Here is a 22,169-nt window from a genome sequence, read left to right as displayed (position 1 = left end):
ACCATGCCTGACCTGATCATCATCAAACTCCATCCGACGCAGCCGGTGACGGCGTCGGCGTTCAGGCAGGCGCTGAGCGGGCTCACCATCACCGCCTTCGACCTGACCTTCGGGAACAGCACGACCGGGGTGCCGCTCGGGACGGCGACGGGGCTGGCGGATCCGCACATCCCGCCCGGCGGGCTGAATCCGGTCGACAACAGGGTCGATCTCACCAAGACACAGATCATCCAGCACTACACGGACACCACCGTCACCGTCACGCCGCCCACGGTGATCCGGTCGCTGCTGTCGGCCGCGAACGCGGTGATCGTGGTGAATCCGCCGTCCCCGCATCCGGAGTACCCGCGGGCGAACACCTACGATCTCCGGCTGGAGCTGAGCCGCGACGGCACACCGATCACCGACCGCACGATCGACTTCAACATCTCCGTCGTCACCATCGCGTCACTGTCGAACGACCAGCGCGACTATCTCGCCATGGCGGCGTCGGCCTACGCGACGTTGCCGACGAACGTGGGCAAGTCCCGGGTGGAGGTTCCCCAGGACGGGACCGCCCCGCCGTTCGGGCCGTTGATCACCGCGGTCGACGAGGTGCTCGCCAAGGATCCCGCAGACGGCCGCAAGCTCGTCGACCGCGGCCAGCTCACCGCCGCGCAAAGCCTTCAGGTCGCCTCCGAACTGGTCTGGGACCGAGCGGTCTACCCGCCGCCTGCCGAACCTCGCCCGCTCGGTTTTCTCTACACCAAGCCGGACGACAAGGACATCGACCAGAACATCGACAGCGACCGGAAGAAGTTCGAGGGGCAGCTGACCGGCTACCACGCCACGCACGACGCCGAAGCGGCGCGGCTGGCGAAGTTCGTCTACTCGGCCTCGGCAGCGGTCCAGTGTGAGCGGCTCAGCGCCGGGGGCACGGTGGTGAAGGGCGGGCCGTCCGGACAGGATCTGGTGGGCGCGCCGCTGGCGGTCTTCCCGTTCCCCGTCATCGCGGGTGACGCCGCGCCGCTGGACACGGCCGTCATCCTCCGGCCCACCGCGCCCACCATCACCGACCTGTTCATCGTCCCCGCCGCCTATTTCTACGCGCTGGCTGTGGCACTTCCGGTCCAGGTCGGCATTGGGCAGCGGTACGACATGGCGCGGTTCGACACCGAGCCGAAGATTCTGCAGGAGCTCCAGACCGCGATCGACGCCGGTTCGGTCGTCGGCGCGGAGAAGCCGGCGACCGCACCCGCAGGGGCCACCGTCACGCCCGCGCAGGCGGCGCGACGGCTGCACGCGCTCGGGACCATCGCCGGTTCACTGCCCGAGGTCGCCTTCAACCAGCAGACCTCGGCGTTCAAGGTGCTGGTGACGGATTGGCTCGGGAGTACCCTCGCCACCCCCGAACTGGACCAGAAGTTCTGGAAGCCGGAGATCCAGGCCCAATCCCAGGCGTACCTCGGCCTCGTGCTCCAGGTGGTAACGCAGAGCTTCGCCGCGCTGATCACCGAGATCACCACGCCCGCCCGGCAGATCACCTCGGTGGACAAGCTGGTCAAGCTGACCGACCAGGACTGGCGCGCGCTGTTCGGCCTGCCCGTGCCGAAGCTGGAGCTGCTGCCGCCGTTCACCCAGCCGGGCACACCCGCGCAACGGGTCGAGGCGTTCATCCGGCACCTGCGCAAGTTCTTCACCGTGCCACCGGGGGTAGTCCCCACCGCGGACACGGCACCGTCCGGGCCGCCCGCGCTCCGGGTGTCCACTGTGGACGTATTCGCGCGGTTCGCGAGCGCCTACGCCGCGCACGGAGGTGGCACGTTCTCCTTCACCGGTCCGCGCGACCAGGCCGCGTCGACGGCGGCCGTCGTGGACACCTTCCCGGACGATGCGGACGCCCAGGCGTGGCTGACCGAGACGCTCGACCTCATCCAGGCGCTTTACGGACTGAGCGCACCCGCGAGCCCCGAGTTGCGCTTCTCCGTGATGGAAGCCTTGTACGCCAGAGGTTTCGTCAGCAAGGCGAGTGTTCAAGCGCCGACCCTGGCCGACTTCACCGCGGCGCTGACCGGCACCGTCGCCTACCCGCTCGCTTCGGCCATCCAGGCGGCGGCGGGCGGATCCACCGCGCCCGGCCCGGTATCGCCGGGGACTTTCCGGCCGGTCGACCCGGACGGCTCGCTCACGGATTGCCTCCCGCCATCGCACCTTTCGCCGTTCGGGCCGGTCGCCTATCTGCACGAGCTGCTGCTGGCGTCCGCCGCCTCGACCCCCAGCCATCCGACGGTGCCCGGTGCCCCTTCACCGCTGGGCAAGCTCGTAGCTGCGCGGCGTGGCCCGCTCGGCGAACTACACGCGACCCGCGCCAACACCGAAACCCCGCTTCCCGCGCTGGACCTGGTCAACGAGAGTCTCGAAACGCTCACCGCCACGGTGGCGAAGGGGGACCCGGTCGGGGGCGGCGCGGTGCACGACACGGCGTCCGACAAGCTCGCCGGGCACCCGCTGCGCCGGACGGGCACTCCGGGCGGGCACGACCCGGCCACGTTGTTCGCCGCGATCCCGCAGCACTCCTCGCCCGCGTCCGTCGCCATCCCGCCCGCCGGAGCGGGCGCGTATGCCGCACTGCGCAAGGACTTCACCGCACCGATCCTGCCGTACGACCAGTCATCGGACGTGAATCGCTCCTACCTCGGAGAGCTGCGCACCAGCCGGTTCTCGGCGATGCGGCACTTCCGCCGCGAGATCACCGAGTTCGTGCTGGATCCGGCGCACGAACCGGCAGGGTTCGACGCCACCGTCTGGCGTTACCCCGTCCGCGTCGACGTCGCCCGCGAGTACCTCGGTGTCTCGGCCGAGGAGTACGACGTCCTGTTCGCACACGATCTCGGCGACAAGGCGGCCGAGGGAAGGCCCGCACTGCACCAGGTTTACGGGTACGCATCGTCCACTGTGGATGATCGATCCTGGACCGTCGTGGTGACCCGCGTCGCTGAATTCCTCCGCAGGACCGGGCTGTCGTACTGCGAGTTCCTCGACCTTCAGCAGTCTGGATTCGTCGAGTTCGATCGTGCTCGCTCGGACGGCGACACCGACGCCGAAGACGAAGGGGGCAATGGCGGATTCCCCGAATGCGAGCCCTGCGACCTCGACGACCTCCGGATCTCCTTCGGCGAACAGGACACGGCCACCGCACTGCGCAAGCTGGTCGTGTTCATCAGGCTGTGGCGGTACGTCCGCGACCACGGGATCACCTTCGCCCAGCTGGCCGACTACGCCGCCGTCCTGCGTCTGTTCGACGCCGCCGCGCACGTGAATCCGGACTTCCTCCGCCAGCTCGCCGCCGTGCTGCTGCTGGTGCGGGACCTGCGGCTCCGGTTCACCGGACGCCTTCCGCTGCTGCCGCTGTGGGAGCCCTCCGATCCGGAGGAACGAGCCGACGCGGTCACCGTGCTGCTCGACGCCGTCGAGGACCACGCCGAAGGACGGTTCCACTGTCGCCGCAGGGAACCGGAGTTCCTCAAGGTGATCGCCGAGAACCTCGACCGGCTTTCGGTGCTGGCCGGATTCGACCCCGCCACCCCCGGCGACACCTGGTTCGCGCTGCCGACGCACACTCTGCGGTTCGTCGAGATCCTGGGCAAGGTCTACGCCTCGGAGTTCTCGGTCGGCGAGATCCTGTTCTTGTTCACCACGGGGGAGCACCTCGACGGGGACGACCCGTTCCCCCTGGAAGACCGCATCGAGTCGGTCGACGACCCGCTGTCGCTGCCCGAAGCCGAACAGGCCGACGGCGACGGCGAGTGCTCACTCTGGGCCCTGCGCCGGGCGTTGCTGGACGTCGAGGTCAGCGAGCAGGAGGCCGAAAGCTGGAGCTGGCAACGGATCGTCACGTCGCTGCGCGAACACTTCGGCTACGGCCAGGACGGCTCCACCGACCGTCTGCTCGACCTCGGCAAGCACTTCTTCACCGCAGAACTGCGCCGCTGCGGTCACTCGGTGGAACCGCGTGACCGCCAATACCGCGTCTCGCTACCCGCGGCAGACACCTCGCCGCGCATGTGGATCGCGCCACCGGACGGGCCGTTCGGCTACGACGAGAGCACCGAGGAGCTGTGGACTCGCCTTCCCCTGACCGATTCCGCGGTGATCGAGCGGCTGTGCGAGTTGCGGCCGCTGCGTGAGCACGAGCAAATCGCGGTGCGCGACCTGTACTTCTCACCTCGCGCGGCGTTGGCGCCCTTCGCGGCGTTGTTCGGGAACTTCGACCAGGCTGTCGACCGGTTGGTCCAGGAGCCGGACGAGCACGAGCGGTTCGCCTTCTTCCGGCGCGAATTCGCGTTGTTCCACCGCCGCTGCGGGGTCATCGCCACGCACCTGGCGGCCCACGTCCGGGCGGCGACCGGGGCGGAACCCGGCGAGCAGGACAGCGCGGCCGCGTGGCGGCTCCTTCGGACGTTGTCGGCGGACGAGAACTTCGCGCTCAGGCCGTGGGAGGACGATTCCGGCGCGCCGCCCGCGACCCGATGGGGGCCCTTGCCGAGCGGAGGGGCGTTCGCCGCGCTGCTCGGGCTCACCGGTACCGGGCTGCTCGGCGAGTTCGAGGTCCGCGGCCACGGGGGCGACGACGAACTGGTGTGGCGGGAGACCCGCGGTCCGCTCAGCGCGTTCGGGCGGGTCCGCGACTCCCTCAACGCGCCGGTGCCGACCGTGCTGCCGGCGCTGGACTTCGAGCTGACGCCCGAGCAACTGCGGTTCGTGGGCATCCGCAACGGGTTCGCACTGCGCGACAGCACCGGCGATCCGCTCGGCGGCGCGCAACCGTTCGCCGTGACCTGGTCCGGGGTGTTGCTGATCGAGGAACGCGGCGAGTACCGCTTCCACGCGGTCCTGCCCGCCGATTGCGACGCCCGGCACAACCGCTGGCGGGTCACACTGGGCCGTGGGCAGAAGACGTGGACGATCCTCAACCACCGACGGCCCGGTGAGCACGCGCCGGCGGACCACTCGGCACCGGTGTCACTACGTCGCGGCGCCTACCGCATCACCGTCGAGTTCGAGCAGACCGAGCCGGACTTCTCGCGCCCCGAGGACGACTGCGCCGCCCGTACCGGCTTCGAGCTGAAGTACTCCGGGCCGGACAGCGGCGGCGAGCACACGGCACTGCCGTTCGACCGGCTCTTCCGCGACACCAAGGACGCGACGCTCGGGAACGGCATCGTGCGACGTCACCCGACCGTCGCCGCCGGCCTGGCCATCGGCGGCGACGAAGAAGCCGCCGCGTATCTCGAGGACCACTACCCGCCCACCCTGCGCGACATGCGGCGTACCTACCAGCGGGCGTTCAAGGCGCTGCTGTTCACCGAGCGATTCCGCCTGTCCGCGCGGCCGGTCGCCGGGTACCGGCAGTCCGAGCTCGGCTTTCTCCTCGATCACCCGAAGGCGTTCGGGGGCACCTCTCATTACCGGACGGGCGCGACGTCATTCGCGACCCACCACGCGTGGTTCGCGCCGGACTTGCTGCCGGTGTCCGATCCCTACCCGCCGGAAACGCTCCGCCCGCGCGAGTCGGCACCGGCGGACCAGCGGTCCGCGCCGAGCCCCCGGCGTCAGGCGGCGCTGTTCGACTGGTGGGAGCGCGTCTTCGACTACACCAGCCTGCGGGAGGAGACCGAACGGGCGCTGGAACGGCCGCCATGGCTGCTGTTCGCGGAGGTCCTCCAGCAGCAGCCGGACAACCCCGCCGAGCTCCTGCGGCACCTCGGCGTGGACCTGCGGCACGCCCCGCTGGTGCTCAACTACTTCGCTCCGGGCAGCACCCCGCCGATCTACACGGTCGGCCTGCCCGGCAGCGGCGAACTGGCCGACGAGCGCTGGGCCGTGCGCGTCTGGCACGCCGAAAGCTGGGTCCGCAGGCTGCGCCGCCATTTTCTGCCCGCGGACATCTCCTTGGCCCGTCCCGCGTTATGGGCGGCCGACGACCCGTCCGCCGAACTGGACGCACCACCGATCGTCTCCCCGCCCCGCTCGGGCAACGCCGACCTGACCCGGTTCGTCCAGGATGGCCACCTCGAACGCGGTGAGCCTCGCCGCTACGACAACCTCGAACAGCTCAACAACGGCTTGCGGGAACGGGCGAGGGAGGCGCTGCTGGCATACCTGTGCGGGATGTCCCGGGTGCCGTTGCCGTGGGCGACCGGCCGGTTCGCCGCTGAGCCGCGCGACCTGTCCGACCTGTTGCTGCAGGACGTCCAGTGTGGGATCGCGCAGCGGACCACCCGGATCGAGGACGCCGTGACCGCCGTGCAGACGTTCGTGCAGCGAGCGCGGCTCGGGCTCGAATCCGGGTTCGCCGTGACACCGGGGCTCACCGCCGTGTGGGAGCAGCGGTTCGGCACGTTCCGCACCTGGACGGCGGCGCGACGCCGCGAGATCTACCGCGAGAACTGGATCGAGTGGGACGACCTGCGGGCGGCCCGGCGCTCGGAGGCGTTCCGGTTCCTGGAAGACGAGCTGCGCCGGACCGCGTTGACCGTACCCGTCCCCGGCGGCCTCGAGTGGTGGCCGAAGACGACCGCACAGCGTCCGCCCGCGCATCCGGAGCTGCTCGCACGGCAGGCACTGGAGCCGGCGGAGATCCGGCTCCAGCGCTCCGCGCCGGAGGGGCTGGGCCTGCTCGGGACGCCGGAGCACGGTGCACGGCCGTCGTGGCTCGCGCCGGTTTCGCTGCTGCTCGCCGGCCGTGATGACGGGGAGAACGAGGGCGTGCGCAAAGCGGCCACCAAGCGCAAGACCGCCGCCGTGGGCAGGAAGGCGTCCGCAACGCTCACGAGCGCCGAAGAGTCGAGAGTGGACAGTGCACAAGAGACGGTCATGGCCCGGCTTCCGTTGTGGCTGCGCGCCGCCGAAGGGCTGCGCTCGGGGTTTGTCCGGCTCGCCGCGGCAGGGCTGCCAACAGCGTCGGCCCGGTTCGAGCCGCGAGGGGACCTCAGCACCCGCGACGTACCGCCGGAGGTCGACGAGTACTACTTCTGGATCGCCGGTTCCGCCTTCTTCGCCGACACAGGCGCCGTGCAGAACGCCGACGCCGGAATAGTCGTGGCCGCCGACCGGAGCCGGACCGACGAGCAGACCTCGGACTGGCACCGTCAGGACAAGGTGCCCGGCCTGCTGAACTGGGAGCCGGAACCGCTGGTGCACCTGTACTGGTCCCGATACCACCACGGCGAGTTCGAGCCGCCGCGACGCTCGTCGGAAGGGCTGTTCGTCGTAGGCGACCCTAGCGACGGGTCGCTGCGACTGAAGTTCGACGGCCGCACCGGCGACTCGCTGCGGTTCGAGGTCACCGATCTCGCCGGTACGCAGAACATGGGCGTCAAGCCGGTCGGCTTCGGCGAGTACCCGGATGCGCCACCGCCCGGGTTCCGTTACGACCTGGCGTCGGACTCCGCGGTCGTCCTGCCGCTGGTGGCCAAACCGACGTCCACTCCGGCACCGCACTTCGGTCTCGCGGCGTACCCGTTCTTCGCGTACGTCTCGCCCGGCGCTCGGCTTCTCCCGCCTTCGGTGCACTCCGTGGCGTCGGCCGTGGCGGCCACGCTGCGCGCGCACGGTGGGTTCGAAGCGGCGCTGCGGTGGTACGAGCTGGCGTACGCGCCGTTGGTGCGCGACAACGCCTGGACCCCGGACGAGGGCGACGCCCTGGCCCGTGACCGCGCCGTCCTGCTGTCCTACCTCGAAACCCTCCTCGCCTGGGGAGAAGCGTTGCTGTGCCGCAACTCCGCGGAGGCGAGCAGGCAGGCGGCCGTGGTGTTCGACTCGCTGCGCCGTCTGCTCGGCGCGAGCCCGCGACTGGTGGAGGACCACGACAACGACGGCGTCCCGCAGCGGGTCGCGACCTTCGTCCCGTCGCCCGCGCCCCTCAACCCGAGGTTGATGTCGCTGTATGAGAGTTCCGCGGACCGGCTCGCTGTCGTACGGCACGCACTCGGCAGCAGCCGGCTGCGTAGCCGGGAACAGCTGTCGGACACCGAGTTCTGGGGCGACGACCCGCTGCGGGACGGCTGGCGAGAGACCCTGGACGGCTGCGACGGGGACTGCGGCGGTGACGGCGAATGCCTGTGCCGCGCCACGCCGTATCGGTTCACCTATCTGATCGGCAAGGCCATCGAGCTGGCGAGCGAAGTACGCGGCCTCGGCGCCGAACTGCTTTCCGCGTACGAAAAGGGCGACGCCGAAGCACTCGCCATCCTGCGCGCCACGCACGAGCGTCAACTGCTGGAGCTGGCCCTGCAGACCCGTCAATCCCAATGGCGCGAGGCGGAATGGCAAGTCCAGGCGCTGGGCAAGACCAAAGAAGGCGCACTGGCCCGCCTACGGTACTTCCAGCAACTCATCGCGCGGGGCCTGAACGCGGGGGAGACCGGGTACGAGGCACTGACCGGCGTATCGATGATCTCGCGCACCGCGGGCAACGTGTCGGAAGCCATCGCGCAGGGCATCGGGCTGATCCCGGACATCCACATCGGTGTCGCCGGACTCGGGCCGCTGGAAGCCAACCAACTCCCGATCGGCACCAAACTCGCGAACGCGACGTTCGCCACCGCCGCGCGGATCATGAACGCGCTCGCCGATATCGCCAACACCAGTGCGGGCCTGAACCTCACCGAGGCGGGCTGGCAACGGCGGCTGGAGGAGTGGCAGCACCAGGTCGAGGTCATCACCATCGAGATCGACCAGATCGAGCGGCAGTACCTGGCCGCCGAACGGCGTCGCGACGCGGCACTTCGGGACCTCAACAGCCATCAACGTCAAGTGGAGCATTCGGCCGAGGTGCAGAACTTCCTGCGCGGCAAGTTCACCAATGGTGAGCTGTACACCTACCTCCAGTCCGAGACCGCGGCGCTGCACCGGGAGCTGTACGAGCTGGCGTTGCGCACCGGACGGCAGGCGCAACGCGCGTTCAACAGCGAACGCGGCCATCTCGCCAGGACGTTCTTGCCCGAGCGCGCCTGGGACACCTTGCACGAGGGCCTGCTCGCGGGGGAGAGGCTCCAGGTCGCGCTGCGGCAGATGGAGCTGGCCTACGTCGACGCCAACTGCCGCGAGTACGAGCTGACCAAACACGTCTCGCTGCGGCTGGACTTCCCGGCGGCGTTCCTGCGCATCCAGGCCACCGGGACGGCCGAGATCGAGATCCCCGAATGGATGTTCGACCTCGACTACCCCGGCCATTACCTGCGTCGGCTCAAGAACGTCACGCTCAGCATCCCGTGTGTGGTCGGCCCGTACATCGGCGTCCACTGCCGCCTCACCTTGCTCAGCAGCACCACCCGCGTCGACCCGCGGCTGAGTGGCCCGGTGGCGTGCTGCTGCGGGACCGAGGTCGACGGGTGCCGGTGCGGCGCGGGCTACCGGCCGACGCCGGGTGACCCCCGGCTGGTGCGCGGGTTCGCCGCCACCGAAGCCATCGCGACGTCGAACGGACAGAACGACTCGGGGATGTTCGAGCTGAACTTCCGGGACGAACGGTATCTGCCGTTCGAGTTCGCCGGCGCGGTCAGCCGGTGGCGGATCGCGCTGCCGCCGGACAACAACCGGTTCGACTTCGACACGCTCGGCGACATCGTCCTGCACCTCAACTACACCGCTCGGGAGGGCGGCGACCTACTGCGCGACGCGGCGAACGATTGCGCTCAACGGCAGCTGCCCGGTGCCGGTGCCCGGTTGTTCGACATCCGCCATGACTTCCCGGACGACTGGTACCGGCTCGTCGACCGAGCGCCGGACGGAAAGCACCTGCTGCCGCTGAGACTCGGCCGCGAGCACTTCCCCTTCCTGCCCGGCCGCCGCGATCCGCGGATCACCCGGCTGGAGCTGTTCGCCGAGCTGGAGCACCCGAGCGACCGGGGCGAGCTGCCCGTCCGGTTCGTCGCCGAGCACGAGCGCCACCACGAGAGCGGAGAAGTGTGCAGCTGCGCCGGGCGCGATCTCCATTGCGTGGCGAGTGCCGAATGGCCGGCGCTGTTCCACGGCGTCCTCGACGTCTCGCTGCCGCTCCGGCACCGCGGGGACCAGGAGCGTGGAGTGTTCAGGTTCCCGGACGTCCGGCTCGCACGGGCGTTCCTGATCTGCCATTACGAGCTGGAATGATTACAGCCCCACAACCTTGGATCCTGGACAGCTTGTCTTGGCAGCGCCTCCCGACCTGGTGTTGCAGGCGCTCACCTACGACTACGCCAACGTGAGCGGCGATCGACTCCATTGGGCGGACAGGATCGTGTCCGCCAACGCCGCCGCCGAGCCCCGTGCGGTTCCCCGGTGGCTCAGCACGAACGTCACCGATCCCGGATCGGGCAACCCGCTGATCGGGACCAGCCCGTCCGGGACCACGGACGCCGCGAACAGGCCGACGCCGAGCCCTGCTTCGAGCGCGACCCGCAGGCCGTTGAGCCGTTCGCTGACGCAGCCGATCCGCCATTGGACACCGTTACGGCGCAACGTGTTCAGCGCGCGGGACCGGGTGACGCTCGGCTCCGGGTAGAGGACCAGCGGCAGCGGCTCGCCCGGGATCAGGTCCAGTCCGGGCGAGCTCACCCACACGAGCGGATCCCGTCGCACGCCCTGTCCGGAGTCGCGCTTGGCGAGCACCAGGTCGAGGTCTCCGTCGGCGAGCCGGGAGTGCAGCACCTCGCTCAGCTCGACCGACAGTTCGAGGTCGATCCCCGGATGCGCGCTGCGGAACCGGTCGAGGACGTCCGTGGCGTGGCCGAGCAGGAAGTCCTCGCACACCCCGAACCGGACCCGCCCACGTGGGCCCGGCCGGGAGAAGTATCGCAGTGCGCGGTCCTGCTGGTCGAGGATGCTACGGGCGAATCCGGTCATCGTCTCGCCGTCGCCGGTGAGTCGCACGCTGTGCGTGTCGCGCTCGAACAGCACGCTGCCGAGCGCCGTCTCGAGGCGGCGGACGTGCTGGCTCACCGTCGACTGCCCGAGAGCCAGCCGGCGGGCGGCTTCGGAGAACCCGCCCGCCTCGGCCACGGCGAGAAAAGTGCGCAGCAGCACCGGATCGATCACTACTCCGGAGTACCACTGTCAGTGCATGACCGTCTACCATGTGTGTGCGCTGCCACTACCGGCGACGGGTGATCACCACCGGCTTGAGGTCCTTGGGGATCGCGGCGAACGCGGACACCGGAACCCCGAACGAGGCGGCGAGAATCTCCCTCGGCAGCGAGTTCAGCGTCCCGACGATGCCGATGTCGTCGTTCGGCTCCCCGGTACTGGTGTTGAACATGACGAGCACGTCCAGGCCTTCGGTGGTGCTGGAATTCGCGAAATAGTGGAAGAATCCCTGCGGGGCGAAGACGAGTTCCCCTGTACTCGCGCTGAAAACTTCGTTGTGGTAGCTGCCGTCCTCGTGCGTGCCGAGAATGCTCCAGTCCGCTTTGCCGGAAATGATGTAGCTCAGCTCCCACGCGGACGGGTGCCAGTGCGGTTCGCGGACCCCGCCAGGGTCGAGGTGCACCAGGTACACCGAGCCCTGCTGACCGGCCAGCACCGGGAAGTTCTTCTCGTGGGCTCCACGCAACGTCCCGCCGTCATGGACGGCCGGCGCGGATTTGGCGAGCGGGAAAACATACACCGGCGAGGTCGTTTTGGCCGGTTCCGCTGTGCTCGCCCCCGCCGTCCCGAGCGCAGTCGCGGCGGCGATTCCCGCACCCGCGCCGAGCGCACCCCGCCTGCTGATTTCCGACATTCTCTCCGCCTTTCCAAAAAACGAGGAAGATTAGCTTCCTGTGATTCTTCCGAAAATACGAAGAACGGAAAGTGCCTCGCGCGGATCACTGCCATCGCGCGCCGCGATGAGCGGCCGCGCCGCTGAATCTGTGGAACAACGACATTTCCGGCGTGCCCGGTCAAAACGACGGGCTGGGCGACCCGTGCCGGTGTGGTGATGTCCCATAGCCGCACCTCGTGATCCGAACTTCCGCTCGCCAGGGTGCGGCCGTCCGGACTGAACGCGACCGACTTCACGTTGTCGGTGTGCTCCTTCAACGGGTGAAGCTCCACCTGCCGCCGCGGGTCGTGCAGATCCCACAGTCGCACTCTGAGGCCGGATTCCGCGGCGGCCAGGGTGTACCCGTCGGGGCTGAACGAAACCGAGTTGATGCTTTCGACGTCGCTCTTTGCAGTAAGTATGGCCAGTTGCCTGTTGACGGTCACATCCCATACCGCAGTGAGTGGTCCGCACTGCCGGTGGCAAGGGTGCGGCCGTCCGGACTGAAGGTCACCGCATTCACCGCGCCACGGTGCCCGGTCAGCGTGGGCAGCTCCGAGGGGGGCTGTCAAACACGGCGAGGGTGCAAGCCTGTCTTGTCGCCATCTCCGAATGGGTATGTCGGACGTCCTGGGAGATGGCAGGCTGTGATCTGTGAATCCGATCGTTGCGCAGGTGTTGACCATCGCCGGTGTCTTGCTCGGCTCAGCCGCCACGTTCGTCGTCACTTCCCTTACCGAGCGAGCCCGGTGGCGGCGAACGCAGTCTGCGCGGTGGGACGACAAGCGTCTGCTCGCGTATTCGGAGTACGCCAACGCGGTCAAGCACATGGTCCGGCTGTGCCGTCGGATCGCGGAGACGCAGGGGTTGCTGCCCACAGGTCAGCCCATCGACCTCGACTCCGCGTTCGCCGACCTCGCCGAGGGGGAGACCGAACGAGCCGCACGATGGGAGACCGTCCTGCTCCTCGGCGAACCGGCGACGATCTCCGCCGCACGAGCATGGAGCGAGCAGGTGTGGCAACTGGAGCACATCCTGCGTGAGGAGCACTCCGACACAGCCGCGTTCACGAACGCCTACCGGAATGCCATGCGCCTACGCAACGAGTTCTATGCCCGCGCCCGCGCAGACCTCGACATCACCAGCGGCCCGCTCCCCGAGATCACGTGGAAATCCCTCCAACCCCCGCCATCATCGCCTGACCACCCCACCACACCGTGACGACCGATCAGCGGCATGAGAGTGCATTCGCTCCGGCTCGGAATCTCAGTCGGTCATAGCCTGCCGACTGCCAGCCCGGTCGCGACTGGCAAAGACTCCTCGATCCCGGCGAGATCGGTTCTGCACCGCGCTCGAGCCGTACCTCGGCCACGAGATCACGTATGGCGGCGTGATCGGTCTGACTTGACGTACGCGTAGGCGCGTGACGCAACCGCTCCGATGTCCCGTCGCATACGAATGGCGAACAGTTCCGGTTGAACGTCGATCGTGACGTTGTGCCTCGCGGCCAGATCGCCCGCCGCACAGTCAAAGGCAGCGCGGGCGGCAGGCTACCGGCCTTCGACCCCGAACTCTACAAACTCCGCAACGTCGTCGAGCGATGCTTCAACAGGCTCAAACAATTCCGTGGCCTGGCAACACGGTTCGCCAAACGAGCCGTCTACCACCGCGCCGAGATCATCCTCGCCTGCATCATCCTTCACCTCAGATGAAGATCCGCAGGACACGTCCTAGGCGGACCGGCCACCGGCGGTGGCGAGAACCAGCACCGCCCCGGCCGCGAATACCCCGCCGAGCCACATCACCGCGGTGGTCCCGGCCGCGTCCGTGGCCAGCCCGCCGACCAACGCTCCGACCGCGATCGCCGCGTTGAACACTCCAGCGAACAGAGCCGACGTCGCTTCACGAGCCTCCGGGGCGGCCACCAGCATCCATGATTGCGCGGTAACCGAGACACCGCCGTACGCCAGGCCCCAGACCACCAACAGCGCCGCCGCTGCCAGGGTGGTCAGTCCCAGGAGCGGGACCAGCGCCATCGTCGCCGACAAAGTCCCGCCGAGCACCAGCAGGGTCACCCGTGGTGATCGCGCCGCTCCGGCGCCCGAGGCGAAATTGCCCGCGACCCCGAAGATCCCGTAGACCAGGAGAAGAGTTCCGATCTGCCCGGCAGTCACCCCGGACACTTTTTCCAGTACCGGCCGGACATAGGTGTACGCGGCGAAATGCCCGATGACGATCAGCGCCACCACGATCAGCCCGAGGCGCACCCGCGGCACACCCGCCAGCCGCAGCATCGCGCCCAGGCGAACGGCCCCTTCCGTCGGCAACGACGGCAGTGACATCACCAGCGCGACCAGTACCACCAGTGAAAGACCACCGGCACCGACGAAGGCGGCCCGCCAGCCGAGCAGTTCCCCGAGGTAGGTGCCTGCCGGTACACCCAGCACGGACGCCACGGCGATTCCGCTGAAGATCAGTGAGGTCGCGGATCCGATCGATCGCGGTGGAACCAGCCGCACGGCCAGGCTCGCCGCGATCGCCCACACTCCGCCCATGCCGATTCCGACGAGGACTCGGGCGACCAGCATGACGCCGAACCCGGGCGACCACGCTGCCAGGAGATTCCCTGCCGTCAGCAGCGCCATCAAGGCGCACAGCACGGCCCGCCGGTCGAGATTCCTGAGCGCCGGGATCAGCAGGGGTGCGGAGACGGCCGCGACCAGACCGGTGACCGTGAGCGTCAGACCCGCCATACCCTCGGTGACCTGCAGGTCGCGGCTGATCGGGGTCAGCAGACCTACCGGCAGCATTTCCGAGGTGACCACAGTGAAGGTCGCCCCGGCGAGCGAGCTCACCGCCGGCCAGCCCTTTTTCCTCTGTTCGGTTTCCCTTGTCGTCACGTGTTCCAGGCAACCGTCGCCCGCTGCCGGGAACAATGGCCGATTTCTCATCCTTCCATGAGCAGGACTACTGGATCCATGGAGGGAGAACACCGATGAGCGGCTTGGAGATCCGCGAGCTGGAGGTGTTTCTGATACTCGCCGAGGAGCTGCACTTCGGCCGGGCAGGCGAACGCCTGTACGTCTCTCAGAGCCGGGTCAGTCAGCTGCTCCGGTCGCTGGAGGGACGGATCGGCGCGACCCTCGTCGAGCGCACGAGCCGCCGGGTGGAACTGACTCCGCTCGGGGAGAAGTTCCTCGCCGAACTGCGTCCGGCCTATGAGGCGCTGTGGGCCGCCGTCGATCACACGCGGTCCACCGCGCGAGGGATCGGCGGTGTGCTGCGAATCGGTTTCCAGGGCATCATCGACGACCACCTCGCGAACGCCATCGGCGGATTTGAGAAGCACCACCCGGACTGCGCGGTGGAGCTCACCGAAATCCCGCTGGCCGATCCGTTCGGCTCGCTCCGCCGTCGGGAGATCGATGCCGCGGTGGTGCTGCTTCCGGTGCAGGAACCGGATCTCATGCTCGGCCCGGTTTTCTCCCGTCAACCGCAGATGCTCGCCGTCTCGCCTCGGCATCGGTTCGCCCGCAGGGAGTCCGTCACCGTCGAGGAGCTGGCGGAATGTCCTCTGATCGGGATCCGCGGTCCGGCCCCGGAATACTGGCGCCGCGCCCAAGCCCCCGAGCTCACCCCCGGAGGCCGCCGGATTCCGCGCGGACCGACCGTCGGCACACTGCAGGAAGGCATGGGTCTCGCCGCGGCAGGCCAAGGCGGCATGGTGCTGTGCCGCTCGACCGCCGAACACCAAGGACGGCGGGATTCGGTCCTCTTCGTGCCCCTCACCGGGCTGCCGGAATCCGTACTCGGCGTGGTGTGGCATGCGGAGGACAGCGGCAGGGCACGTGCCTTCGCAAAGGAGATCACCGTCGAGGCTCCAAGCCCCAAGGGGTAGCGGGCATCCCACCGCGGAGCCGGTGCAGGAGAACGGTGCCGAGGCCGTGCCGCAGGCGCCCGAACGAACACCGCTTCCCACCTAGTCGCCGTGCGGAAGTTGCGGGGCAACGGCTTCCGTGAGCGGGCGATCCCGCTGTACGAGGCCACTCTCGCCGGCAGCGAGGCGGGTGCCGGGACCTGGCCACCCCACAACCAGGACCATCCGCTCGAACCTCGACATGGCGCGATCGACCTGAAGCCGCCACCCTGCGGTCGTTACAGAACAGCCGACGGTGGCATCCAGCATCCGCTCATCGGCACGAGAGGACGTCTGCGTGTGGGTGTCCGGACGATCTGGCTCAGTGCTGCTGGCGGTCGCCCGAAGTAGCCGGTGAAGTTTCGCTAGATCGTCCAGGGGGTAGTCCAGCGACACGAAACGTCAGTCTGGGGAGTGGTGCTCGTGTATCGGATCAAGCCGTCCAAGCCCGCCGCCGTGTTCGGCGCGGTTGTCGGCGTCGCGGTGATCATCTTCGTCCTGGTGCGGTTCCCGCTGCGCGAGCCGTTCATCTGGCTCTGGCTGGCCGTCGCGGTGGGTCTCGTGGGCTTCAGCCTATGGGCGGCGTTCGCCAAGCGCGGCGCCGAGAAAGTGGTTGTCGAGGATCGCCCGCAGTCGGATTCCTGAGTGGTGCGTCCGAATTCGGTCAGTCCGTCCACTGCCCGTCCGATCGTCGGCAAGTGCTTGCGTCGCGGCCCCGAGGTCACCGGCCCGAGCAAGCGATAGGCACGTCATGCAGGGTGACAGCCCGTTCGAGCCGGGCCGGGTCCGGGGAGCTCACGCCCCGACGCAAGGTGCCGGGGCTCCCGCGTCAACGTGCGCTCATCGGCATGAGCGGACGTTCGCCGAGACGCGCGGTCAGCGGCATGTCAGGACGTTCGTGATGACAGGAACGGCATGATTGCGCCGTACACGCCGGGTCGTTTGTGGTGGTGTAGTCAGGATGTGGGGGAGCTACCGATCCATGTCTGGAGAGTGTCGGCTTGGTCGTGTTGGGCGAGGTCACGCAGGACCGTGACGGGGTTGTGCGCTGTACGCAGGGTGTTGTGGTGGAACCGGGCGCGTCGCGATGAGAAAATGAGGTCGACCCGGATGGTGCAAGACCGCCGACTCCCCATGCCTTGCGGCCCAGGTCCGACCAGCCCCGGACCTGCTCGACCGGTTCACCACCGCCGACCGGTCCGCGGTCGCCCTGGTCGCCAACGCCCGCCGCCGAACACGCCGAGAGCCGAGCCGACGCCGCCGAGACCCGTACTGCACGAGCGGAACAGCGGGGCCGGCTTGACCGAGAGGCCAAACAGCGGGCCGACCGCGCTTAAGTGACCGCCGAGCGCAACGCGCGCGACACCGACGACGCCTGCGTCCGCGCCGACGGACTGCAAGCTAGGACGTCGATGAGACGTCTCAAATACGCGAGGATGTTCGACTGCGGTTCGGTGTCCACACACGATTCGCGGACCCCAGCACGTCGAGACCCGAGTCCACCGTGTGAAACGGGCGTATCGGCGCGACGCGTGTGCTGCACTCGGGAACGGTGGCCTGGTCCGCTACCGCGGTGGCGTTGTCTACCAGGCCTCGGTGGTGCGGCAGTGCGCGGTTGGTGCGCGGCCTGCGAGGTGAACCAGGGCGTTGAGCGCTAGCGCAGGTACGCGAGGAGACCCACTTCTGGTTCCAGCGCGCCGGGCTGGGCGAGGGCATGAAAGTCGGCCTCGACGGTGGCGCGATCCAGTGCGTGTGCCCGAACGGCTTGGTAGCGCACGATCGAGTAGAGGAAGACATCGAGGTTGTCGAACTGGGTGTTCGCCTCGATGACCTCCTCCTCGTGGAACCAGACGGCGACGCGGCCATTGGCCAGCACGACGTAGAGGTTTCCGCCGCCGTCGGAGGCGATGGACCACACGTCGTCATCGGAGAGGGCTGTCTCGTAGTCGGAGTCGAGGATCTGGCAGTCGTTGCCGGCGAAGTCGAACCCGTAGGAGTCGTCGGTCACGTCGACGACCCACGGCAGCGTCCCTGACCTGACTCTGCGGTCGAACGCTGCGAGCGCCGCGGCGGCGTCCTGCGGTAGCCGGGCGAGGAACGGCTCGATCGGCCGGATCGGCTCAGTGATCCGGATCGTCGGCCGGTCCGGGAACCAGCGGGCCAGGTCGGCGTCAAGGTCTCGGTCGCCGTAGCCGGCAAGCTGGTCGACGGTGAATTCCATCCGATGAGCATAGTGGTGTGTCATGGATGTCGACCCGGTAGTCGATCTCGCGGCGCGATCGGCCAACTGGGTTCACCTGTCATGAGCTGGAGGCGCTCTGAGGTTGTCCCCCGAAGACCGGACACCGGATTTCATGCGACGAGGGCAAAACCTTGATGATGGCCAACGCGGGCTTCGTGCGTGGTGCGGTAGCCGAGTGTCGAATGTAGACGGTCGTGGAACTCCAGCACGAGCAGGACACGGTCCAGCCGTCCGTAGCGGCCGTCGTGCTGCGCCCGACGTACCACTCGCGCCCGTGCGCCTTCACGTAGTCCAGAACACCGATCAGGGTGCGCCGCGGCATCCAGCACGCTCGCGTCGCCTGTGCTCTGCTAGCCGCCGCTGCGCTTGGCCTTCTCGTCCTCCACGGCGACGCTGACTGCCAACCCCGCTCGGGGGACCGGCTTCACAGGTTGGGCAACGGCCTGGCGTGCGGTCAGGACTGGTCCAGGGCCCGTTCGATGGCGCGGCGGGCTCGCCCCGCGGCAGTCTGGTCGTGCTCCAGTTGCATGGCCGCGTTCAGTGCCAGCCCGGCGGCGATGATCTCGAACAGTGCCTGGTCGATGTCGAACTCGGCGGGTAGTTCGCCGTTGTCCACGGCCGCGGCCAGGTCCGCCCGCAGTTGTTCCCGCCAGCGTGACCACACCTCGGCCACCGCGTCGCGGACCCGGCCGGGGCGGCCGTCGTACTCGCTGAGGGCCGCGGTCATCAGACAGCCGCCGGGTAGCAGCGGCGTCTCCAGGTAGCCCACGGAGTTGGCACATACCGCGCGCAGCCGACGCAGACCCTGTGGCTCGGCCAGTGCGGGCTCGACCACCCGGTGCCAGAAGTCGACGAACGCCTTGTCCAATGTGGAGATCTGCAGTGTCTCCTTGGTGCCGAAATGCTTGTGCACCCCGGACTTGCTCATCTCCAGCTCGTCGGCGAGTCGGCCGATGGTGATGCCGTCCAGCCCTTCCTCGGAGGCGACCGCAGCGGCGCGGTCGAGGATCCGGCCCCGGGTGGCCAGGGCTTCGGCCGCTGAGCGTCGAGGTGACATGCGGCCAGGATAGCGTACGCACGTTCGCTATTGATTTGGAGAACGTACGTACGCTAAATTTCGCGGCATCCACCGGAGACGAAGGAGCGCGAGATGCGGGTACGACGACTGGGCTGGGCCGGACTGGAGATCGAGGCGGGCGACCAGCGTCTGGTGATCGACTACGTGCGGGACCTGTCACCGCTGTTCACGGGGTGGAAGCCCGGCGAGGGACTGGCGACGCCGAGCGGTGACGTCACCGCGGCGCTGGTCACGCACCTGCACCGCGACCACACCGACGCGGCCGCGCTCGCGGGCGTGCTGATACCGGGGGCGCCGGTGCTGCGACCGGCACCCGGTCACGGCGACGACGTGGACAACGTGACGACACAGCTGGCCGAACGTGAACTGGAGGCGCACCGGCTGACGGTCGAGGTCGTGGATGCCTGGTCCACCCGCGAGATCGGGCCGTTTCGCGTCACCGCGGTCCCTGCCGTCGATGGGTTGGGCGATCCGCAGCTGAACTGGGTGGTGCACGCCGACGGGCAGCGGGTCTTCCACGGCGGCGACACGATGTTCCACGGCTACTGGTGGCTCGTCGCGCGTCGGTTCAGCCCGTTCGACGCGGTGTTCCTGCCCGCCAACGGCGCGGTGGTCGACGCGCCGCACCTGCAGCCGCCGAGCCCGCTGCCCGCCGCGATGGACCCGAGACAGTCCGCCGCGGCCGCGGAGATCCTCGACGCCCGGTACGCGGTGCCGATGCACTACGAGGCGGAGCAGCCGGACAAGATCGCGGGCTACGTCGAGGTCGCCGACCCGGAGAAGGAGTTCCGCGCGCACGCGGGAACACGCGCACGCGTGCTGCCCGTCGGCGAATGGCTGGACCTGACCACATGAGGCCGAAACTCCGCCATGTGGATCTGGCATCGACACAGTCGGCTCAGGACAAGGGAAAGGACTTCGGGTGAGTACAGGGAGCAGGGTCGTCGCGGTCACCGGTGGGGGGACGGGCATCGGTGCGGCGGTGGCCCGCCGCTACGCGGCCGAGGGGGCGAACGTGGTGGTCCTCGGACGGCGGCGTGAACCGCTGGAGAAGGTGGCGGAGGAGACCGGTGCGCACGTCATCGCGTGTGATGCCAGCGTGTCCTCGGACGCGGAGAACGCGGTCACGGAGATCGTCGGCCGGTTCGGGCGGCTGGATGTCGTGGTCGCGAACGCTGGCGGGCACGGGCTGTCGTCGGTGACTGACACCGACGACGAGGAGTGGGAGTTGGCGTTGCGCTCGAACCTGTCGAGCGCGTTCGTGTTCTGCCGGGCCTCGCTGCCCTCGCTGGTGCGAGCCGAGGGACAGGTGGTGGTCGTGTCCTCGTTGGCTGGTCTGTTCGCGGGTCCCAACGTCGCGGGGTACACCGTCGCGAAACACGCGCTGATCGGTCTCACCCGGTCGATCGCCCGGGACTACGGGCCCCGCGGTGTCCGCGCGAACGCGGTCTGCCCCGGCTGGGTCCGCACCCCGATGGCCGACGGCGAAATGGACCAGTTCGCCGAAGCGGCAGGGTTTGCCGGCGGGCGCGACGAGGGCTACCGCCGGGCCACCGCCGAGGTCCCGCTTCGACGCCCGGCCGAACCGGACGAGATCGCCTCCATCGTTTGGTTCCTCGGCTCGCCGGAGTCGTCGTACATCACCGGCGCGGTACTGGTCGCCGATGGCGGCGCGCACGCGGTCGACCTGCCCACCCTGGCCTTCGAACGCGTCGGCACGGACATCTGACGCCAGCCTCCCCGACGTAAACCTCGCCGACTCGGCGCGGTCCTCGGTTTCGAGCCGCACCCCCGCGGCATTGCTGGCGACCGGACCGCGGTCACGGGAGGCGGCACGGGCCGCGATCGCCAAGACTGTCGAGCAGCCCGGCAAGGACGACTTTCCGCGAGTGCAAGGAGAAAACCATGGGGCTCACTAAGCCCGTACCCGAGGTCACCGATGCCGAACTCGGTGAGCTGCGAGCTCGTCTGGCCGCCACGCGATGGCCGACTCCGTGGCCGGTGACCGGCTGGTCGGCCGGAACCGAACCCGGTGAGCTGCGGCGACTGGTCGACTACTGGGCAACCGGCTACGATTGGCGTGCTCATGAAGCCGCCATCAACGCACTTCCCCACCACGTCGCGGACATCGCCGGGACATCGGTGCAGTACCTGCGTTTCGACGGCGAGGCTCCGGACGCCCTGCCGATCGTCCTGACCAACGGGTGGCCCAGCTCGTTCCTGGAGTTGACCGACTTCGCCCAGCGACTGGCCACCCCGTCCAAGCACGGTGGTCGCGCGGCGGACTCGTTCACCGTCATCGTCCCGTCGCTGCCGGGATTCGCCTTCTCCCCGCAACGGCCCTCACTCACGGACCCCTTGCAGACCCACGAACTGTGGCACTTGCTCATGCGAGAGGAACTGGGGCTTGCCCGGTACGGGGCGCACGGCTCAGACCTGGGCGCGGGCATCACCTCCCGGCTGGCCGAAGCCCATCCCGACGCTCTGGTGGGTATCCACTTGACGGCCGTCGCCAGTCCGGTCGCCTACGACGACGAGAGCATCACCGCGCAGGAGCGCGCCTACCTCGACTCGGTGACGACCTGGTCGGCGAAGGAAGGCGCGTATCAGCATCAGCAGAGCACCCGACCTGTCACCTTGAGCTACGGGCTGGCCGACTCGCCGACCGGGCTGCTCGCATGGATGATCGAGAAGTACCGCGCGTGGAGCGACTGCGGAGGTGACCTGTCCTCGCGGTTCAGCGACGACTTCCTCCTGACGCAGGCGTCGCTCTACTGGTTCACCAACACCATTTCGACCTCGTTCCGGCCCTACTACGAGTACAGCGAGAACATGACGCGCAGAGTCGAGCGGATCGATGTGCCCACCGCCGTCGCGCTGTTCCCGGCCGATCTCACCCGGCCGCCGCGCAGCTGGGCCGAGCGCACCTACAACGTCACGAAGTACACGGAGATGCCCCGCGGCGGTCACTTCCCCGCACACGAAGAACCCGAGCTGCTCGCTCACGACCTCACCGACTTCTTCCGGCCGCTGCGGTGAGACCGGAGTGTCGAGCCGGGGTGGGCGAGTGCACGGTCGCCGATCAGAACGCCCGACTCACCCGCGACCTCGCTGCCCGCAGCGGCGTCACCGACCTCACCGCGCACCGGCCACGAAGCAGCGCTGGGAAGTG

15 protein-coding genes and 1 pseudogene are annotated in these 22,169 nt (G+C 68.7%); 9 read left to right on the top strand and 7 right to left on the bottom strand.

Going from position 1 to position 22,169, the window contains the following annotated elements; genetic code table 11:
- Positions 1 to 3: 3 nt before the first annotated feature.
- Positions 4 to 10,134, top strand: coding sequence for a Tc toxin subunit A-related protein (locus tag B0293_RS37150; protein WP_005151508.1), 10,131 nt, complete (start codon positions 4 to 6; stop codon positions 10,132 to 10,134).
- Between the two features lie 81 nt (positions 10,135 to 10,215).
- On the opposite strand, the gene B0293_RS37145 is transcribed toward B0293_RS37150, so the two are convergent.
- The 4 genes and pseudogenes from B0293_RS37145 to B0293_RS44955 form a co-directional block, all read right to left on the bottom strand.
- Positions 10,216 to 11,058 (bottom strand): LysR family transcriptional regulator, encoded by an 843-nt coding sequence (locus tag B0293_RS37145; RefSeq protein ID WP_005151509.1) that lies wholly within the window; start codon positions 11,056 to 11,058, stop codon positions 10,216 to 10,218.
- 55 nt (positions 11,059 to 11,113) lie between these two features.
- Positions 11,114 to 11,740, bottom strand: coding sequence for a cupin domain-containing protein (locus B0293_RS37140; protein WP_039915619.1), 627 nt, complete (start codon positions 11,738 to 11,740; stop codon positions 11,114 to 11,116).
- A gap of 212 nt (positions 11,741 to 11,952) precedes the next feature.
- Positions 11,953 to 12,207: pseudogene (locus tag B0293_RS44960) on the bottom strand (WD40 repeat domain-containing protein); the annotation flags it as partial.
- On the bottom strand, positions 12,204 to 12,305 hold the full coding sequence (locus B0293_RS44955) for a WD40 repeat domain-containing protein (protein ID WP_407640119.1): 102 nt from the start codon (positions 12,303 to 12,305) through the stop codon (positions 12,204 to 12,206). The pseudogene B0293_RS44960 and the gene B0293_RS44955, both read right to left, overlap by 4 nt.
- Before the next feature lie 110 nt (positions 12,306 to 12,415).
- On the opposite strand from B0293_RS44955, the gene B0293_RS37125 reads away from it, so the two are divergent.
- Both B0293_RS37125 and B0293_RS37120 read left to right on the top strand, forming a co-directional pair.
- Positions 12,416 to 12,982: a hypothetical protein gene (locus tag B0293_RS37125; protein ID WP_143254729.1), complete on the top strand. Its 567-nt coding sequence runs from the start codon at positions 12,416 to 12,418 to the stop codon at positions 12,980 to 12,982.
- 254 nt (positions 12,983 to 13,236) lie between these two features.
- A complete protein-coding gene (locus tag B0293_RS37120; RefSeq protein WP_005151515.1) occupies positions 13,237 to 13,473 on the top strand; it encodes a transposase family protein in 237 nt (78 codons plus the stop codon).
- Positions 13,474 to 13,491: 18 nt separating this feature from the next.
- Here the strand turns inward: B0293_RS37120 and B0293_RS37115 are convergent, their stop codons facing one another.
- Positions 13,492 to 14,661: an MFS transporter gene (locus B0293_RS37115; protein ID WP_005151517.1), complete on the bottom strand. Its 1,170-nt coding sequence runs from the start codon at positions 14,659 to 14,661 to the stop codon at positions 13,492 to 13,494.
- A 95-nt stretch (positions 14,662 to 14,756) separates the two neighbouring features.
- Between B0293_RS37115 and B0293_RS37110 the strand changes: the two genes are divergently transcribed.
- From B0293_RS37110 to B0293_RS37105, 3 genes are all read left to right on the top strand, one after another.
- Entirely contained in the window at positions 14,757 to 15,659 is a 903-nt protein-coding gene (locus tag B0293_RS37110; protein WP_005151518.1) for a LysR family transcriptional regulator, read from the top strand.
- 90 nt (positions 15,660 to 15,749) lie between these two features.
- The gene (locus B0293_RS43360) at positions 15,750 to 16,028 is read left to right on the top strand and encodes a hypothetical protein (RefSeq protein WP_143254728.1); all 279 of its coding nucleotides are present in this window, start codon (positions 15,750 to 15,752) and stop codon (positions 16,026 to 16,028) included.
- Positions 16,029 to 16,100: 72 nt separating this feature from the next.
- Entirely contained in the window at positions 16,101 to 16,322 is a 222-nt protein-coding gene (locus B0293_RS37105) for a hypothetical protein (RefSeq protein WP_005151521.1), read from the top strand.
- 1,009 nt (positions 16,323 to 17,331) lie between these two features.
- Here the strand turns inward: B0293_RS37105 and B0293_RS37100 are convergent.
- Together B0293_RS37100 and B0293_RS37095 are read right to left on the bottom strand one after the other, a co-directional pair.
- Positions 17,332 to 17,898 (bottom strand): hypothetical protein, encoded by a 567-nt coding sequence (locus B0293_RS37100; RefSeq protein ID WP_005151522.1) that lies wholly within the window; start codon positions 17,896 to 17,898, stop codon positions 17,332 to 17,334.
- A gap of 475 nt (positions 17,899 to 18,373) precedes the next feature.
- Positions 18,374 to 18,976: a TetR/AcrR family transcriptional regulator gene (locus B0293_RS37095; RefSeq protein WP_005151528.1), complete on the bottom strand. Its 603-nt coding sequence runs from the start codon at positions 18,974 to 18,976 to the stop codon at positions 18,374 to 18,376.
- 93 nt (positions 18,977 to 19,069) lie between these two features.
- Here B0293_RS37095 and B0293_RS37090 point away from each other — a divergent pair, with 93 nt between their 5' ends.
- From B0293_RS37090 to B0293_RS37075, 3 genes are all read left to right on the top strand, one after another.
- A complete protein-coding gene (locus B0293_RS37090; RefSeq protein ID WP_005151530.1) occupies positions 19,070 to 19,852 on the top strand; it encodes an MBL fold metallo-hydrolase in 783 nt (260 codons plus the stop codon).
- Positions 19,853 to 19,919: 67 nt separating this feature from the next.
- The gene (locus tag B0293_RS37085; protein ID WP_039915629.1) at positions 19,920 to 20,726 is read left to right on the top strand and encodes an SDR family NAD(P)-dependent oxidoreductase; all 807 of its coding nucleotides are present in this window, start codon (positions 19,920 to 19,922) and stop codon (positions 20,724 to 20,726) included.
- Positions 20,727 to 20,902: 176 nt separating this feature from the next.
- Positions 20,903 to 22,036 (top strand): epoxide hydrolase family protein, encoded by a 1,134-nt coding sequence (locus B0293_RS37075; RefSeq protein WP_005151534.1) that lies wholly within the window; start codon positions 20,903 to 20,905, stop codon positions 22,034 to 22,036.
- The last annotated feature ends 133 nt before the right edge of the window (positions 22,037 to 22,169 follow it).

Source organism: Amycolatopsis azurea DSM 43854 (assembly GCF_001995215.1).
GTDB classification, from domain to species: domain Bacteria; phylum Actinomycetota; class Actinomycetes; order Mycobacteriales; family Pseudonocardiaceae; genus Amycolatopsis; species Amycolatopsis azurea.
The sequence above is the reverse complement of the archived record's forward strand: the minus strand, read 5'-3'. Positions and strand labels throughout refer to the sequence as shown.